The following is a 15,438-nucleotide window of genomic DNA, read 5'->3' as shown; positions in this document are numbered from 1 at the left end:
CCGGATATCGCTGCGCTCATCCGGGGCTACGGATCGCTGCAAATCTTCATTGTGGTGACGTTAGCACCGATCGGATGGCCGACAATCTCCGACAACGTCCGGCACTTCCCGTCATGGCACAGCCGCCATTCCCCGGCCGCGCCGGAATTGCCGAGCACGACCTCTTGCATCGGCGCCCGCTTCGGCTGCCATTGAAACCAGCCATCGACGAGCCGCGCCTCGGGCGGCGGCTCCATGCCGGGGCCGGTGCCCTTGACGCGGGCCTGCACCAGTTCGAGGCCGGCAGGCGTGACACGCCAATCTTCCTGCCATTCGACCTTCGCGACCGAATGCGTCCAGGCCAGCGTGAAGGCGGACAGCGCCAGTGCCTTCACGCCTGATGCCGTTGCGAAGCAGAGGCTCACGCCGCCTCGACCGCCGCCGGCGGGCGCTGCCGCCATTGCCACAGCGCCAGCGCAGCGGCGAGCACGAAGCCCGCGGTGTCGCTGAACGGGAATTCGCCGAGCAGGCAGAACGCGGCGCCGAGCGCGACCAGGCGCTCGATCAGCGTCAGCCGCGTGAACAGGAAGCCGATCGCAACCATGCCGAACAGGCCGATCGCCACCAGCGCCTTGGTGGCGGCCAGCGCCACCGCGCCGTAGAAGCCGAGCTTGGCCGCCATGGGATCGCCCGTCTGCAACAGCAGCGCCGGCGAATAGACGAAGATGAAGGGGATGACATAGCCGGCAAGCGCGATGCGCATCGCCTCCCAGCCGATCTTGTCCGGGTTCTCCTTGGCGATCGGTGCCGCCGCCAGCGCGGCGAGCGCCACCGGCGGCGAAAGGTCGGCCATGATGCCGTAATAGAACGCGAACATGTGGCTCGCGATCAGCGGCACGCCGAGCTTGGCGAGCGCCGGCGCGGCGAGCGCGGCGGTGATGATGTAGGTCGGGATGGTCGGGATGCCGGTGCCGAGCAGGATCGACAGCAGCATGGTCATGACCAGCGCCAGGAACAGGCTCTTCTCGCCGAGCCCTATCACCCAACCACCGAAGATCGTGCCGACGCCAGTCTGCGACATCATGCCGATGATGACGCCGACGATGGCGCAGGCCATGCCGACGGTGATGGCGGATTTGGCGCTCTCGGCCAGCGCATCGCGGCAGGCGCGCAAGGCCGCAAAGCCGCCGCGGACGAAAGCCGTGATCACGATCAGGCCGACCACGACGCTTGCGACCGGCACGATCTGCAAGCCGTCGCGCGACAGCGCGGCGACCACGAGCGCAAGTCCGATCCAGAAGATGTAGCGAATCGCCGTTGCGGAGACGCCGGCCGTGATGGCAGCGCCAAGGATCAGCGTCACGGTCAGCGCGAGGCCCATGCTGCCGGCATAGAGCGGCGTGAAGCCCTCGAACAGCATGTAGACGAGGGCGGCGAGCGGCAGCACGAGATACCAGCGCGTCACCAGCGCCTTCCAGGCGCTCGGGATTTCCGAGCGCTTCATGCCGACGAGGCCGTGCTTACCGGCTTCCAGATGCACCATCCAGAAGGCCGACGCGAAATAGAGGATCGCAGGGATCGCCGCCGCCTTGACGATCTCCGAGTACTGGACGCCGAGCGTCTCGGCCATGATGAAGGCGACCGCGCCCATCACCGGCGGCATGATCTGGCCGCCCATCGACGCCGTCGCCTCGACGCCGGCGGCGAAGGCGCGGCGGTAACCGAACCTGATCATCAAGGGAATCGTGAACTGGCCGACGGTGACGACATTGGCGACGCCGGAGCCGGAGATCGTGCCCATCATGCCCGAGGCGAACACCGCGACCTTGGCGGGTCCGCCGCGGGTGCGGCCGAACAGGCCGAGCGAGACGTCGGTGAAGAGCTGGATCATGCCGGCACGCTCCAGGAACGAGCCGAACAGGATGAACAGGAAGATATAGGTCGCCGACACGTAGATCGGCACGCCGTAGAATCCTTCGGTGCCGAACGACAGATGCGTGACGATCTGGTCGAAATCATAGCCGCGATGGTTGAGCGGCGACGGCAGGTACTGGCCGAAGAACCAGTAGAGCAGGCACGCGCCGCACATCAGCGGCAGCGCCGCGCCCATCAGGCGCCGCGTGCCCTCGAAGATCAGCACCGCGAGCAGCGTGCCGACCACGAGATCGAGCCGGGTCGGATCGCCGTCGCGCGCGATCAGGTCGGCGTAGAAGATCCACTGGTAGAGGCCGCAGAGGAAGCCGGCGCCGCCGATCACCCAGCCGAGCGCACGGCCGAAATTGCTCTTCGCAGTGAAGTTCGCGATCAGGCCGAAGGTGAGCAGGACGAGGAAGCCGACATGGACGCCGCGCACAACCTGGCTCGGCAGATAGTTGAAGGCGGCGACATAGAGCTGGAAGGTCGCGAATGCGATGCCGATCCAGTAGGCGAGCCGTCCCCACCAGCCCGGACCGAAACCTTCGGGGAAACCGTGCTCGAAATTGTCGAACTCGACCTTGACCTTGTCGGGCGCCGTCGCCGTGCCCTCTACCTTTTCCAGCATTTCAATCCGTCCCCAACCGTCCAGCGCTTATAACATTGCGCAGCGTCTCCAGACCGTCATGCCCGGGCTTGTCCCGGGCATCCACGAGCTTTCTCGCCCAGCCTAAGAACGTGGATGGCCGGGACAAGCCCGGCCATGACGTCCGATACCGAGAGCCGACCTTACTTGATCAGCCCTTTTTCCTTGTAATAGCGGATCGCGCCGGGGTGCAGCGGAACCGGGCTGCCATTGGCTGCGGTCTCGAGCTTGATCTCCTTGCCGGCCGCGTGGGCGTTGACGAGCTCGGGGAGCGACTCATAGACCAGCTTGGTCATCTGATAGGCGAGATCGTCCGACACGGCGGAGCTCGTGACCAGATAATTGATCACGGCCGCAGTCGGCACGTCCTTGTCCTGACCGGTATAGGTCTTGGCCGGAATGATCGCGGAAACGAAGGGCGGCCCGATCTTGTCGACGGTCTCCTTCGGCACCGACACCACCGTGATCGGGCTCGAGGTCGACAGGTCCTTCAGCGAGGCGACGCCGAGCCCGGCCGATTGCAGCGTGGCGCTGAGCTGCCGGTTCTTCATGAGATCGACCGATTCGGCGAAGGGCAGATATTCGACCTTGCCGAGATCCTTGTAGCTCATGCCGGCGGCCGCGAGGATCGCACGCGAGTTCAGCTCCGTGCCGGACTTCGGCGCGCCGACCGACAGGCTCTTCCCCTTGAGGTCTGCCAGCGTCTTGATGCCGCTCTCGGCGGTCGCGACGATCTGGATGTAGTTCGGATAGATCGCGCCGATGGTCCTGAGCTTGTCGAGCTTGGTCTTGAAGCCGGCCTCCTCCTCGCCGTCCCAGGCCGCTTTCAGCGAATCGCCCAGCGTGAACGCCAGCTCGCCGCGCCCCTGCTGCAGCAGGATCAGATTCTCGACCGACGCCTTGGTGGCCTGCACCTGCGTCTTCACGTTCGGAATCTTGTCGCCGTAGATCTTCCCGATTGCGACGCCGAGCGGATAGTAGACGCCCGAGGTGCCGCCGGTCAGCACGTTGATGAAGGATTGCGCATGCGCGCAAGGCGCCGACGCCGCCAGAGCAAGAGCCGCGGCCACGCCGAAGGTCGTCCGTTTCATGGTTGTTGTTCTCCCCAAACCGGCGGCGAAATTGGCCGGATGAGGGGTGCGGGTCAACCCATCCAAAAGGCAAAACAGGACTGCGGCGAACGGCCGATCCGGCTCGACCTTGGGAACCGGTGGGTGCGGCGAGGTGGCGCAGTCAGGAAAAGGCGGGTCACCTCTCGCGCCGTCTCCTTCGCTCCCCCGCAAGCGCTGGGTTATCGCATTTGAGAGCTCTTCCCTGCTGCCATCCTTCGAGACGCCCGCCTTTGGCGGGCCCTCAGGATGAGGACCGAGTGCGTGACGGCAGTTTCAGCGGGCGCCGCTGGCACTTAGCCTCATCCTGAGGAGACCGCGAAGCGGTCGTCTCGAAGGACGAGGCGCGCGCTCAGTTCGCGAATGATGCAATATGCGATTGCCCTGCCTGCGGGGGCGGGAGCGCACCGACTACGAAGCGACGATTGAGCCTAGCCCGTCCTCACTGGAACGTCATGTCCAGGCATTTGGAGATGTCGGAGCCGAGGCCGGAGGAGATGATGATGCAGCCGCGCACTTTCTGCGCCGTGACGTCGGCGGCCCAGACCGAATAGCCGCCGGGGCCGAAGAACGAGTTGGTGTTCGGCGGCTCGGTCTCGGTCGCGTCGAAATCATACTTTCCGTCGGTCTCGAAGATACGCGGCTTCTTGGTGCAGCCGCCGTCGGTCTGGACGTTGATGACTTCCTTGTTGTCGCGGGTCAGCGCCAGCGAAACCTGGCAACGGAAATATTCCGAGGTCTTGGTGTTGAAGAGATAAGTGTAGGACTTGCAGGTCGCCGTGTTCAGCTTGCCCGGGGCAAGGCCGCGGCTGCATGAGATGCGCTGATTGTGGCTGAGCTGGTAATCATCGGCCCGCGCGGCCGGGGCCAACGCCGTCAACGACAATGCAGCAGCCCAACTAAGCTTGATCACATGGCGCATCCGAATCATCCCTACCAGTAATTTTGTCGAATTGCGTTCTAGACGGAAAGCGGAACATAGTCGCGAGGGGACCGAGGGAAAATCACAAGCTGCTGGGCAGGACGTGATGCGCTGCGGCGCTTTCGCAAATTGACCCGGACATGCCGTTCGTGATTTGTTCAAGCCCGGAATGTCCCGACCGTGGGAGGATGGGATGACGGCGTTTTCAACAAAGACATTTGCAATCGCAGCCGTGCTCGGCGCATGGGCGGGGCCCGCATTGGCGCAAGCCGGAGCGACGCCCTGGGAGCTCAAACCCGACATGGGCTATGCCTATGACAGGGACGGCAAAACCTATTCCTACAAAATGGGTACCAGCAACGCCGGCGAGCTGCTGAAGGGAGCCAAGAAGGTGCCGAAGGGCACGCTGTTCTTCATCGGCCAGAACGGCCAGCTCTACATGCGGAGCGGGCCTTATCTGGAGGGCGACGGCAAGTTCAAGTTCGGGCCGGATCAGTAGGGACTTGATTGGGCTGCGGGCGATTGCAGCGCTGCGGCTCTTGCCACAAACGAAGCTGCCGTAGGGTGGGCAAAGGCGCGGTAGCGCCGTGCCCACCATCTAGCATCGCGTTCAAATCGATATGGTGGGCACGCTTCGCTTTGCCCACCCTGCGGCAGCTCGCCAGCAGCTAAAACGCCGCCGCCAATTCCCTGGCGCCGGGTTTGCCGCTGTTCACGTCCATCCGATCGTCCGTGACCGCCAGCAGCTTGGCCACCGTGTTGTGGCGGATCGCGACCGGATTGCGCTCGTAGCCGCCGCGCTGGAAGAAGTTCGAGGTCGGCACCTTCTCACGCATCGCCTGCGGCATCGTCACCATGTCGAGACCGGTGCCGTCGCCGGTGAGGTTCATCATTTCGAGCTCGGCCGCGGAGAGCGGTCGGGTGTAGCCCTTGGCGCGGGCGAACAGCACCGACGTCAGCAGCTTGTGGGTCTGCAGCATCGGGCCGATATCGACGTCGAGCACCATCGCATGCATGGCCCAGCCCTGCGGAGTATTGCCGATCTTCTCGTGCTCCGACCAGGTATCGGGCACCGACTTCGCATGCGTCACCATTTTCTTCAGGACACCGAGCTTGTGCTCGAGCGCATGCCGCGCCGGCCCCGAGGTCCGCGCCACTTTCTCGGAAAGCGCACGGATGAGTTCATGGCCCTGCTCGGCCAACAGCTCGACGCTGTTGGTGGTCAGCAGCTGGTTGTAGCCCATCGCGGTCGAGATCGCGCGCTTGCCGCCATGCTCGATGCCCGCCTGCACGTCGTAGCTGCCGGTGCCGCCGGTCTCGAACGAATAGACCCGCACCGCCTGCTCACGTGTCAAGCCGTTGGCCAATGCGTAGCGCGCATAGGCGCGCTTGAACTCGAGCTCGCTGGTCGGGCGCTGCGGCGTGAACTGGTAGAGCTCCTGCGCCGCGCGCAGGAAATCGGCGACCACCGGAATAGGCTTTCGCGGCGGCCGCTCCGGCGTTTCCTCCGGTTCCGGGTTCACCGGGCGCTTCGGCCCGGCATAGAGCGGCGGATGCTCCAGGACGTAATCGTCGAGCGTGATCTGCTGCCCATTGCGCCGCTTGGCGTTGCGCGTCTTCCGCTTCTCGGAGATCTGGCTCCAATAGGCGCCGGCCTCGGCATCGAAGGCCGCGCGCGCGGCCTGATATTCCGCGAGCTTGCGGCGATATTCGAGCACGGCCGGCGAGACACCTTGCGCGAAGAACTGCGACAGCAGCTGGGCGTTCGCATTGCGAACGGCCGGCGGCAGCCCGTCGGCTTCGGCGCCGCGCGCGGCGGGTGAGATCAGGACCAGCGCGAGTGGAACCAGCGCCAGGTTTCTTCGAATCGATCGATGCATGCTGCCCTCTTAGCAGGCATCCGGTAACCGTCACGTTAACGCGCCGTTTACCATCACTTCCAGGCAAACACCGGTTGTTCCAGGTCGGTGACGCGGGTGTGCCGCCCCGCCAGCACCTCGCGGAACTGGTAGATCAGCGCCGCCGTCGGGGCGTGGATCAGGCTCATTTGGTGATGGAAACGGATCACGCGGCGGCTGCTTTCGGGGATCGCGACGAAATCGAAAGCGTCCTCGCGCTCGATGGTGGCCAGCGCGATGCGATGCACGGACGCGACCTCCTCCGGGTTCGGCCGGATCGCGCCGCTGCCCGCAGCCCAGACCACGACCGGCGTGATCAGATAACCGGACCGCGTCGGATAGTCGTCGAGCGTGCCGAGCACATCCGCATTCGTGAGGCGAAGGCCAAGCTCCTCGTCGAGCTCGCGCAGCGCCGCTCCGACCGGCGTCTCGCCGGGATCGCAGCGGCCGCCCGGCAGCGCCCATTGACCGCGATGGGCACGCAGATGCGACGCACGCAGCGTGAGCAGCAGCGCAGTGTCGTCGCCCTCGCTCGCGGTCAACGCGACCGCGACTGCGGCGCGCTTCAGCGTCGCTTGCGCATCATCCTCCTGCAGGCGCGTGAAGGCCGCGCAGGCATCCGCGATATTCCGCCGTGTGGCATCATCGAACGGTCTCATGATGCTTGACTACACCACGTCCGGCCCCGATGAAATGCGCTCGCAAGGCCCGCACAGGAACGGACGACGACATGACCACCAAGGCCGCCGCAAGGCTGAAATCAGACGGCTGGAGCATCCTGGAGACCACGGGCTTCCTCCACCTCGTCGGTCCCTTGTGGGAGCGCAAGGTCGACGGCCATTACGAGTTCGCCCTCGCGACCGAAGACAAGCATCACAATCGTCGCGGCATGGTCCAGGGCGGCGTGATGATGACCTTCGCCGACCGCACCTGCGGCATGACGGCCCGCTATGTCTCCGGCAAGGAATATCTGGCGACGGTGCAGCTCGACACCCACTTCGTCGAGGCCGGCCAGATCGGCGACATCCTGATCTCCCGCCCGCGCGTGGTACGCTCGACCCGCAGCCTGATTTTCATGAGCACCGAAGTCAGCGTGGACGATCGTTGCGTCGTGATGGCGAATGGCGTGTTCAAGATATTGAAGGGGCCGGCGTAGGCGAAGCGGTCAGGCTGCCACTGCTGCGTATCACCGCCTTCGCGTCATTCACCCGCGAAGGCGGGGAATCCAGTACGCCGCGGCTTCTAGGCTCTATCACTGCGGCCTCTGGAATGCTGGATCGTCCGCCCCAGTGCGCAATTGCGCACAAGGCGGACGATGACACCGAGTATGGCACGGGCGTCCCCACGCTGCGCTCGCAATGACGAAACCGGATGGCTATGCTGCACCCCATCGCAGCGTTGAGGACCCGCCCATGCAATACCGCCAACTCGGCCGCAGCGGCCTGAAAGTGTCGCCGATCTGCCTGGGCACCATGATGTTCGGCGGGCCGACCGATGAAGCCGCATCGAAGCGGATCATCGACAAGGCACACGGCGCAGGCATCAACTTCATCGATACCGCCGATGCCTACTCGAAAGGCGCATCCGAAGAGGTTGTGGGGCGCGCGATCGGCAACAACCGTCACGCCTGGGTGCTCGCTACGAAGCTCGCCAACCCCATGGGTAACGATCCGAACCGTGGCGGATTGTCACGACGCTGGGTCTTGCAGGCCGCAGACGAAAGCCTGACGCGGCTCGGCACCGATCACATCGACATCTACTATTTGCACAAGGAAGACCACGCGACACCGCTGGAGGAGACGGTGCGCGCGATGGGCGACCTGATCCGCGCTGGCAAGGTGCGCTATTTCGGCGTCTCCAACTACCGCGCCTGGCGCGTCGCCGAGATCTGCAACATCTGCGACCGGCTCGGCATCGATCGACCCGCGGTGAGCCAGCCTTACTACAACGCCATGAACCGCATGCCGGAGGTCGAGCACTTCCCGGCCTGTTCCTATTACGGTCTCGGCATCGTGCCCTATAGCCCCTTGGCGCGCGGCGTGCTCACCGGCAAGTACAGGCCAGATGCAGCCCCCGACAAGGAGACGCGCGCGGGCCGCAACGACACCCGCATGATGCAGACCGAATGGCGGCCGGAATCGCTGCGCCTCGCGCAGGAGATCAAGACGCACGCGGAGAAGAAGGGCATCACCGCCGGCCAGTTCGCGGTCGCCTGGGTGCTGAACTCTGCCTTCGTCTCGTCGGTGATCGCCGGTCCCCGCACCGAGGAGCAATGGGACGGCTACATCAGCGCGCTCGATTACTCCTTCACCGCGGAGGACGAGGCCCTGGTCGACCGGCTGGTGACGCCGGGCCATCCCTCGACGCCGGGCTACAACGACCCGGCCTATCCGATCGAAGGCCGCCGCGCGCGGACGGCATGAGAGCGGGAGACGACGATGGCGCTTGAAGACCGCTACGGCCTGCCGCTCTCCACCACCTCGCAGGAGGCGGCGGCCGCCTATCGCGAAGGCGTCGACCTCATGCTCGCGGGCTGGACCGGCACGGCGGAGACGCTGGAGCGCACGATCGCGGCCGACCCGGATTTCGCGCTTCCCCATATCGCCCGAGGCCGCGTGCATGCCTTCTACCAGCAGGGCGATCTCGCGCGGCAGAAGGCGACGCTCGCGCGCGAGCTCGTGGCGAAGCGCGGCACGGAGCGCGAGCGCTCGCATGTCGAGACGCTGGCGCTCGCGATCGAGGGCCGGCTGCCCGAGGCGATCGCATCGACGCTGAAGCACATCGACGCATGGCCACGCGACGCCTTGGTGCTGTCACTGCCGCTCGGCGCGTTCGGCCTGTTCGCATTCTCCGGCATGGCCGACCACGATCGCGCCCGGCACGAGCTCTGCGAGCGCGTCGCGCGGCATTATGGCGAGGACTGGTGGTTCCTCACCATGTCCGGCTGGGCGATGACGGAGAATGGCGACGTCGCCCGTGGCCGCGCCGTCACCGAGCGCGGCTTCAATCTGCGCCGGCAGAACGCCCACGCCGTGCACGCGGTGCTGCATGCGATGTTCGAGGACGGCTCGATCGATGCGGCCGACCGTCTCGTCGACGAATGGATCCCCACTTACGACCGCGCCGGAATCCTGCACAGCCATATCCGCTGGCACCAGGCGCTCGGCGCGCTCGAGCATGGCGATGCGGCGCGGGCGCTGTCGATCTATGCCGACGTGCTCCAGCCCTCCGCCACGCAGGCGCCGCCGCTCAACGTCGTCACCGACAGCGCCTCGCTGCTCTGGCGCCTGTCGGCCTACGGCCACGCCGTGCCGAAGGCGCTGTGGCGCGAGGCTGATGCCGCCGCGCAAAAGCTGTTTCCAAAGTCGAGCCTGTCCTTTGCCGACGTCCACATGGCGCTGTTCGCGGCCGCCACGCAAAACCGCAAGGCGCTCGCCGCGCGCCTTGGGGCGATCGAGCAGCGGCTCGCTGACGGCAAGCTGCCCACCGGTCCCGTGGTACCGGCAATCTGCCGCGCGCTCCTGGCTTTCGCCGATGAGGATTACCGGACTTGCGTCCAGGTGCTCGCGCCGGTCCTCGGCGAGGTCGTGCGCATCGGCGGCAGCCATGCCCAGCGCGAGCTGATCGAGGACACCTTTATCGTCGCGCTCATGCGCAGCGGGGAGCTGCCCCGCGCCCGCGCCCTGCTGGATGCCCGCCTGCACCGCCGGCCCTCGCTTCGGGATGCGCGCTGGCAGGCGGCGACAGGCTAGCTCCGCCACGAAAAAAACACTGCCCTGATGGCATGTGCTGGCCATACGGATTGGGCAATTTGGGCGAAAGCGCCGTCGGGGGTAACGCGGTGGTATTCCAGGCGGGAATTGCGGAGCAAACGGGATCGCAACCAATTTGCGGTTCGATTGTTGTTGGACGGACCTTGTCCGCCGCCACGGCCCCCTGGCACACGAGCCCGACGATGCGCCTCTGCCGACCGGTCCTCGCCGCCCTGATCATGATCTTGGCAAGTCCTTGTTTTGCCGAGACTTCTGGACCCATTCTGGTCAACAATCCGCAGCCGCAGCAGAACGCCTTCATCGATCTCCTGGCGCTGATCTCCGGTCACTGCAAGACGTTCAAGGTCGCAGGCCGCACCTATGCTTGCAAGACGGTGGCCTACGCCCACGGCGACAAGGGCCGGGTCAATTTCGCGGTCGCGGTCGATGATCCCGCAGATGCGAACCACGTCGTGTCGTTCTCCGGCGAGAACGGCAAGCGCGCCGACGACAATTCCTACGAGCTGCCGATCGACCGCATGCTGCTCAACTCCAAGCACCGCCCCAGGGTCGACGGCCTCCCGGTGCCGGCCGAGCAGACCTCCACCGGCGTCTGCCGCCAGACCGGCAATTTCGCCGCCAGGAAGGTCAACGACGTCACCTGCTCGGCGACCGACAACGAGGGCCGCAAATACGAGCTCTTGTTCGTCTCTGACGGCACGCCGGTCAGCGTGCGCCGCATCCGCCAGTCGGCACCGGCGATCCAGGACCCGTTCAAGTAGCCATCACGCGAACGCCTTTTCCAGCGTCGCGAAGATCACGGCGAGCGACTTGTCGTGCCGCGTCACCGGCGGCACCGGGCGATCGATCTTCATGAGCCGATAGACCGCCATCTGCGCCGCACGAACCGAATATTCGACGGTGAACACGACGTCATCGGGGACTTCGACGAACTGGCTGACAAAGGCGAGATTGACGGAATTTTCCGGCACCGGCAGCGGCCGGTCGGTCGCGCTGCGCGGCATGAACATGCTGGTGATGTAAGGCATGCGGCAGGGAATGCAGGTCGCATCCTCGAACACGGCGGGATCGAAGTTCAGGTGACCGCAGAGCTCCTTCAGGATGTCGGCGCCGCCGCACTCCGACATCGGCTTTGCAACGAAATTGCCGATGCGGTCGGGATGCAGCGCATAGCCCCAGAACACCTGCACATTCTTGGGCTGTCCCGTGAAATGCGGCTGGTGATAGAGCACGACCGACATCAGCCAGTTGGAATCCTTGAACGTGACGAGTCCGCCGGTGCCGGCCCTGTTGCCGGAGAACGCCTCCATCCGGTCGAAGAATCGTGGATCGCGGCAGGTGACGGTGAAGGACAGCCAATAGGACTCGGGGATCGAACTGTTGAACGCGGACGGATTGCCGAATTCGGGACGTCCTTTCGCGATCGTCTCCCACAGCGCCCAGCCCTGACTATCAGCCTTGGTCAGGCGCGGCGGCGGCTCGGTCATCGTGCCCAGGCTCGAAGCGTCCGTCATCGAGCCGTTCTGGAAGAAGACGAGATCGCCGTCTTCGACCCGGACGTTGGCGGTGCGGCTGTCGCGGTCGAGCGTGAGCTGACGCACGCGCAAGCGCGCGCCGTCGGCCTCGAACGCCATGTCGGTGACGCGCGTGCCGCGCACGAACTGCACGCCCTGGCGCTTGAGCCAGTCGGCGAGCGGCCGCACGATCGCGTCATATTGATTGTAGACGGTGCGCTTGACGCCGCCGAGCGTCTCGATGCGCGGAAACTCGCTCATGAAGCGGTGCAGATAGCGCTTCAGCTCGACCGCGCTGTGCCAGGGCTGGAAGGCGAAGGTGGTCTGCCACATGTACCAGAAATTGGATTCGAAGAATCCGGGCGACAGCCAGTCGGTGATGCGGCTATTGCCGAGCGTCTCCTCCGAAGCTTCAGTGAGCCGCAGCAGCTCGATCCGGTCGCGCGCGGAGAAGCCCATGTGCGAGACGTCGACCTTGAAGCGGTTTCGGTCGACCAGACGCGCGCGGGAATGCGCCGGGTTCTCCTCATTGAAGGCGATGGTCTCGTCGCGCACGCTGAGGCCGGGATGTTCGAGCGAGGGAATGCTCGAGAGCAGATCCCAGGTGCATTCGTAATGGTCGGTGGTGAGCATGCGCCCGCCGCGCAGCGAATAGGCGCCGTTCGCGAGCTGCGCGCCGTCGAGGCTGCCGCCAACCAGCGGCTGCGTCTCGTAGATCACGATGTCGCGCCCCGGCAGCTGCGCATCGCGAACCAGGAACGCCGCGCCTGCGAGCGATCCAATGCCACCGCCGATGAAATACGCCTTCATGATCTGCCTCGATTGCATTTCGAATGTCGCGGCCACATTGCATCGGGCGGCGACGGCCGAAGTTGCGCTGGATCAAGGGCGACCGGAGGCGAAATCACGTCGACGTTATCGGCGCCGGCTTCCTGGCGTAGATCTGCTCGATCTCGGCGGCGAAGCGGCGCTCGAGCGCGGGGCGCTTGTTCTTCAACGTCGGCGTGAGCAGGCCGCCAGCAATGGTCCACGGATCCAGCGTCCACCATACCGCGCGCGGCGTCGCGTAGGACGGATAGGCCTTCACGGCGGCCGCAATTCTGGCCAGCAGCACGGCCCGTTCCGCCCCGGCGCCTTGCTTGCCGCTCGCCGCGAGCCTTTCTTTTTCCTGCGTCCAGGCTTTTGCATTCAGCACGACCAGCGCGGCGAGGAACGGCCGCTGTTCGCCGATCACCAACGCCTGCTCGAACAAGGGATCGGCGAGGATGGCGGTCTCCAGATCCACCGGCGCGATCTTCTCGCCGGTTGAAGTGACCAGGATGTCCTTGATGCGGCCTGTGATGGTGATGCGCCCGTTCTCGATGCGGGCCTGATCGCCGGTGTGCAGCCAGCCGTCGGCCTGCTTGACCCTGCGCGTCTCCTCCGGCTTGCGCCAGTAGCCGAGCATCACGCTCGGCCCGCGAACGAGCAGCTCGTCGAGCTCGCCGAGCCTGACCTCTATGCCGTCCAGGACGCGGCCGACCGAGGACGGATCGTTGTCGCCGGGCGTGTTGACGGAAACGACCGGCGAGGTCTCGGTCATGCCGTAGCCCTGAAGGATGTCGAGCCCGAGCGCGAGAAACAGGCGGATGACCGGCTCGGCAATCGGAGCACCGCCGGAGACCGCAACGCGCAGGCGCCCGCCGAACTGGGCCAGCACCTTGTCGGCGACGAAACGCTTCAGGAGCGGCCAGGCGAGCCGGTCGAACAGCGCCGGCGAGCCGCGACCCTGCCGCGCATCGAAGCGCCGGCCTCCGACGGCGAGCGCAAGATCGAGCAGCGCGCGTTCTGCGCCGCCGGCCGCCGCGCGATGTTGCATGATCAGGGCGTAGATGCGCTCATAGATGCGCGGCACCGAGACAAGCACCGTCGGCCGCACCGTTTTCAAGTCCTCCGCGAGCTGCGGCACCGAGCGGGCATGGGCGACGGAGGCCCCCACCGCGATCGGATAATAATAGCCGCCGGTACGCTCGAAGGTGTGCGAGAGCGGCAGAAAGGACAAGAAGACGTCGTTCGGCACGGCCGCGATGCGCCGCGCGACGGCCTTCACGTTGGCGACGATGTTGCCATGCGACAGCATCACGCCCTTGGGCCGGCCGGTCGTGCCCGAAGTGTAGACGATGGCGGCAAGATCGCCCGGCTCAACCGCGACGTCGGCCAGCGGTGCACCGGCGCTTCGGGGCTCTGCAAGCCAGCGGTCGAGCGCGACGATACGGGCATCGGCTGCAGCGAGCCCCGTCGCATCGGCGCAGACGATGCGCTTGAGATGGTCGAGCGGCTGACCAGTGGCGGTGATCGCCTGCCAGCGCGACAGCGTATCCACGAACAGCAGCAGCGCACCGGAATCGGCGAGGATGTAGGCGATGCTGTCGGGGTTGTCGACGGCATGCATCGGCACCGGAACGAGCCCACGCGACAGCGCCGCCTGGTCCATCGCGACATGCGCAATGCCGTTCGGCACCAGGATGGCAACGCGCTCGCCGGCCGAAAAGCCCTCCGCAGCCAGCGCCCGCCGCCAGCGCTCGAATTCCGCATCGATTTCCTGCCAGGACTGACTGATCCAGCATCCGGCAGCGCTGTCAAAATGGCGATAGGCCTCCGCCGCCGGCGTCGCACGGACGCGCCAGCGCAAGAGCTCCGGCAGTGTCGTCACGTCGGCGAGTGACTGCGGTTGACTGATCGGCCCCGGCATGGCGTCCTTTCTTAACCCTGTCGATCCCCAACCATTTGGGGCCTCGACACTAGGCCGGCCAGACCGTGCCGCCTTGATCCTCAGCAAGGCGGCCATGCTTCGGAGCGACCCATGACGCGCGACCGCCTGTTTCTGCTGCGTCCCGGTTTCGAGGATCCGGCCTTTCCGAATCGTCGGTTCTATTGCTGGCATTGCGCGCTGATCGAGGGCGTGCTGGCCTCGTTTCCGGCGCTCGCCGAAAAGCTCGACGTCGAGCGGATTCCCTGGCCGCTACCGCGGCAAGCCGTGGTCGCGCTGGTCGGCGAGGAGAACCAATCGCTGCCGCTGCTCGTGCTCGCGACTGGAGCGACTTCGCCGCACCAGACCGGCAGCCATCATGGCCGCGCCTTCATCGCCGACAAGGACGCGATCCTCGCCGCGCTCTCCGAGCGCCACGGCTTTCCCGATCCCCATCCATAGAAAGAATTCCCGCGGCCCGCGTAGCCCTATTCTGATGTCGCGGCTCTGCAGACGCGCGCGCATTCGACGAATGGGAAGCTGCGGGCAAGCGACGCAACAATCCGGATGCGGTCGCGCGCATCGTCGATCTGCTGAAGGCCTTCAGGACGAATCGCGTGCCGATCCTCCACATCCGCCACGAAGGCACGACGCCGAATTCGTCGTTTCTGCCATCGCGTTCCGGCTACGCGGTCAAGGACGAGGCGCGCGAGCAGGACGGCGAGCCCGCAATGACGCTGTCGAATCTCAACGGCGAATTCGCGCGTATCGTCACGACGGACGAGGTGGTCGCATCATTCGCGGCGAAGTGATGGCGATCGCGCGACGAACGTCGGTAATGCGACAATACATCTCACGATGAACGAATCATCCGCGTGAACATCACACACTGCGTCGTTTCGACGCCCGCATTGGCTGGAACGCAGCCGGCACCCATGTGTTGTCACACGACATT

At 65.5% G+C, this 15,438-nt stretch carries 15 protein-coding genes; 7 read left to right on the top strand and 8 right to left on the bottom strand.

What is annotated here, in order from left to right; genetic code table 11:
• Positions 1 to 26: 26 nt before the first annotated feature.
• The 4 genes from AC1RQP_RS33770 to AC1RQP_RS33755 form a co-directional block, all read right to left on the bottom strand.
• Positions 27 to 440, bottom strand: a complete 414-nt coding sequence (locus tag AC1RQP_RS33770) for a DUF1850 domain-containing protein (RefSeq protein WP_492941416.1) — start codon at positions 438 to 440, stop codon at positions 27 to 29.
• The gene (locus AC1RQP_RS33765; protein ID WP_492941414.1) at positions 401 to 2,521 is read right to left on the bottom strand and encodes a TRAP transporter permease; all 2,121 of its coding nucleotides are present in this window, start codon (positions 2,519 to 2,521) and stop codon (positions 401 to 403) included. Before AC1RQP_RS33765 ends, AC1RQP_RS33770 begins: the two co-directional genes overlap by 40 nt.
• 161 nt (positions 2,522 to 2,682) lie before the next feature.
• Positions 2,683 to 3,630 (bottom strand): TAXI family TRAP transporter solute-binding subunit, encoded by a 948-nt coding sequence (locus AC1RQP_RS33760; protein ID WP_492941412.1) that lies wholly within the window; start codon positions 3,628 to 3,630, stop codon positions 2,683 to 2,685.
• Positions 3,631 to 4,090: 460 nt separating this feature from the next.
• Positions 4,091 to 4,570: a hypothetical protein gene (locus AC1RQP_RS33755; protein WP_239627623.1), complete on the bottom strand. Its 480-nt coding sequence runs from the start codon at positions 4,568 to 4,570 to the stop codon at positions 4,091 to 4,093.
• A 193-nt stretch (positions 4,571 to 4,763) separates the two neighbouring features.
• Here AC1RQP_RS33755 and AC1RQP_RS33750 point away from each other — a divergent pair, with 193 nt between their 5' ends.
• Complete coding sequence (locus tag AC1RQP_RS33750; protein WP_239627625.1) at positions 4,764 to 5,069, top strand: hypothetical protein; 306 nt, start codon at positions 4,764 to 4,766, stop codon at positions 5,067 to 5,069.
• 169 nt (positions 5,070 to 5,238) lie between these two features.
• Here AC1RQP_RS33750 and AC1RQP_RS33745 read toward each other — a convergent pair whose 3' ends face one another.
• Both AC1RQP_RS33745 and AC1RQP_RS33740 read right to left on the bottom strand, forming a co-directional pair.
• On the bottom strand, positions 5,239 to 6,450 hold the full coding sequence (locus tag AC1RQP_RS33745; RefSeq protein WP_492941409.1) for a hypothetical protein: 1,212 nt from the start codon (positions 6,448 to 6,450) through the stop codon (positions 5,239 to 5,241).
• A gap of 53 nt (positions 6,451 to 6,503) precedes the next feature.
• Entirely contained in the window at positions 6,504 to 7,130 is a 627-nt protein-coding gene (locus AC1RQP_RS33740) for an NUDIX hydrolase (RefSeq protein ID WP_492941505.1), read from the bottom strand.
• A gap of 68 nt (positions 7,131 to 7,198) precedes the next feature.
• On the opposite strand from AC1RQP_RS33740, the gene AC1RQP_RS33735 reads away from it, so the two are divergent.
• The 4 genes from AC1RQP_RS33735 (at position 7,199) to AC1RQP_RS33720 (ending at position 11,002) form a co-directional block, all read left to right on the top strand.
• The gene (locus tag AC1RQP_RS33735) at positions 7,199 to 7,624 is read left to right on the top strand and encodes a PaaI family thioesterase (protein ID WP_131871677.1); all 426 of its coding nucleotides are present in this window, start codon (positions 7,199 to 7,201) and stop codon (positions 7,622 to 7,624) included.
• A 256-nt stretch (positions 7,625 to 7,880) separates the two neighbouring features.
• On the top strand, positions 7,881 to 8,891 hold the full coding sequence (locus AC1RQP_RS33730) for an aldo/keto reductase (RefSeq protein ID WP_239627631.1): 1,011 nt from the start codon (positions 7,881 to 7,883) through the stop codon (positions 8,889 to 8,891).
• Between the two features lie 15 nt (positions 8,892 to 8,906).
• Positions 8,907 to 10,220, top strand: coding sequence for a tetratricopeptide repeat protein (locus tag AC1RQP_RS33725; protein ID WP_492941407.1), 1,314 nt, complete (start codon positions 8,907 to 8,909; stop codon positions 10,218 to 10,220).
• A 203-nt stretch (positions 10,221 to 10,423) separates the two neighbouring features.
• Entirely contained in the window at positions 10,424 to 11,002 is a 579-nt protein-coding gene (locus tag AC1RQP_RS33720) for a hypothetical protein (protein ID WP_492941405.1), read from the top strand.
• Positions 11,003 to 11,005: 3 nt separating this feature from the next.
• Here AC1RQP_RS33720 and AC1RQP_RS33715 read toward each other — a convergent pair whose 3' ends face one another.
• Positions 11,006 to 12,583, bottom strand: coding sequence for an oleate hydratase (locus tag AC1RQP_RS33715; protein WP_492941403.1), 1,578 nt, complete (start codon positions 12,581 to 12,583; stop codon positions 11,006 to 11,008).
• A 76-nt stretch (positions 12,584 to 12,659) separates the two neighbouring features.
• On the bottom strand, positions 12,660 to 14,486 hold the full coding sequence (locus AC1RQP_RS33710) for an AMP-dependent synthetase/ligase (protein WP_492941503.1): 1,827 nt from the start codon (positions 14,484 to 14,486) through the stop codon (positions 12,660 to 12,662).
• 111 nt (positions 14,487 to 14,597) lie between these two features.
• Here AC1RQP_RS33710 and AC1RQP_RS33705 point away from each other — a divergent pair, with 111 nt between their 5' ends.
• Positions 14,598 to 14,945, top strand: a complete 348-nt coding sequence (locus AC1RQP_RS33705) for a DUF3088 domain-containing protein (protein WP_239627636.1) — start codon at positions 14,598 to 14,600, stop codon at positions 14,943 to 14,945.
• A gap of 155 nt (positions 14,946 to 15,100) precedes the next feature.
• Positions 15,101 to 15,295, top strand: coding sequence for a hypothetical protein (locus AC1RQP_RS33700; protein WP_492941401.1), 195 nt, complete (start codon positions 15,101 to 15,103; stop codon positions 15,293 to 15,295).
• Positions 15,296 to 15,438: the final 143 nt, after the last annotated feature.

It is taken from the genome of Bradyrhizobium sp. GW821-FHT13H06, from assembly GCF_058803975.1.
This window is presented reverse-complemented; position numbering and strand designations above follow the sequence as displayed.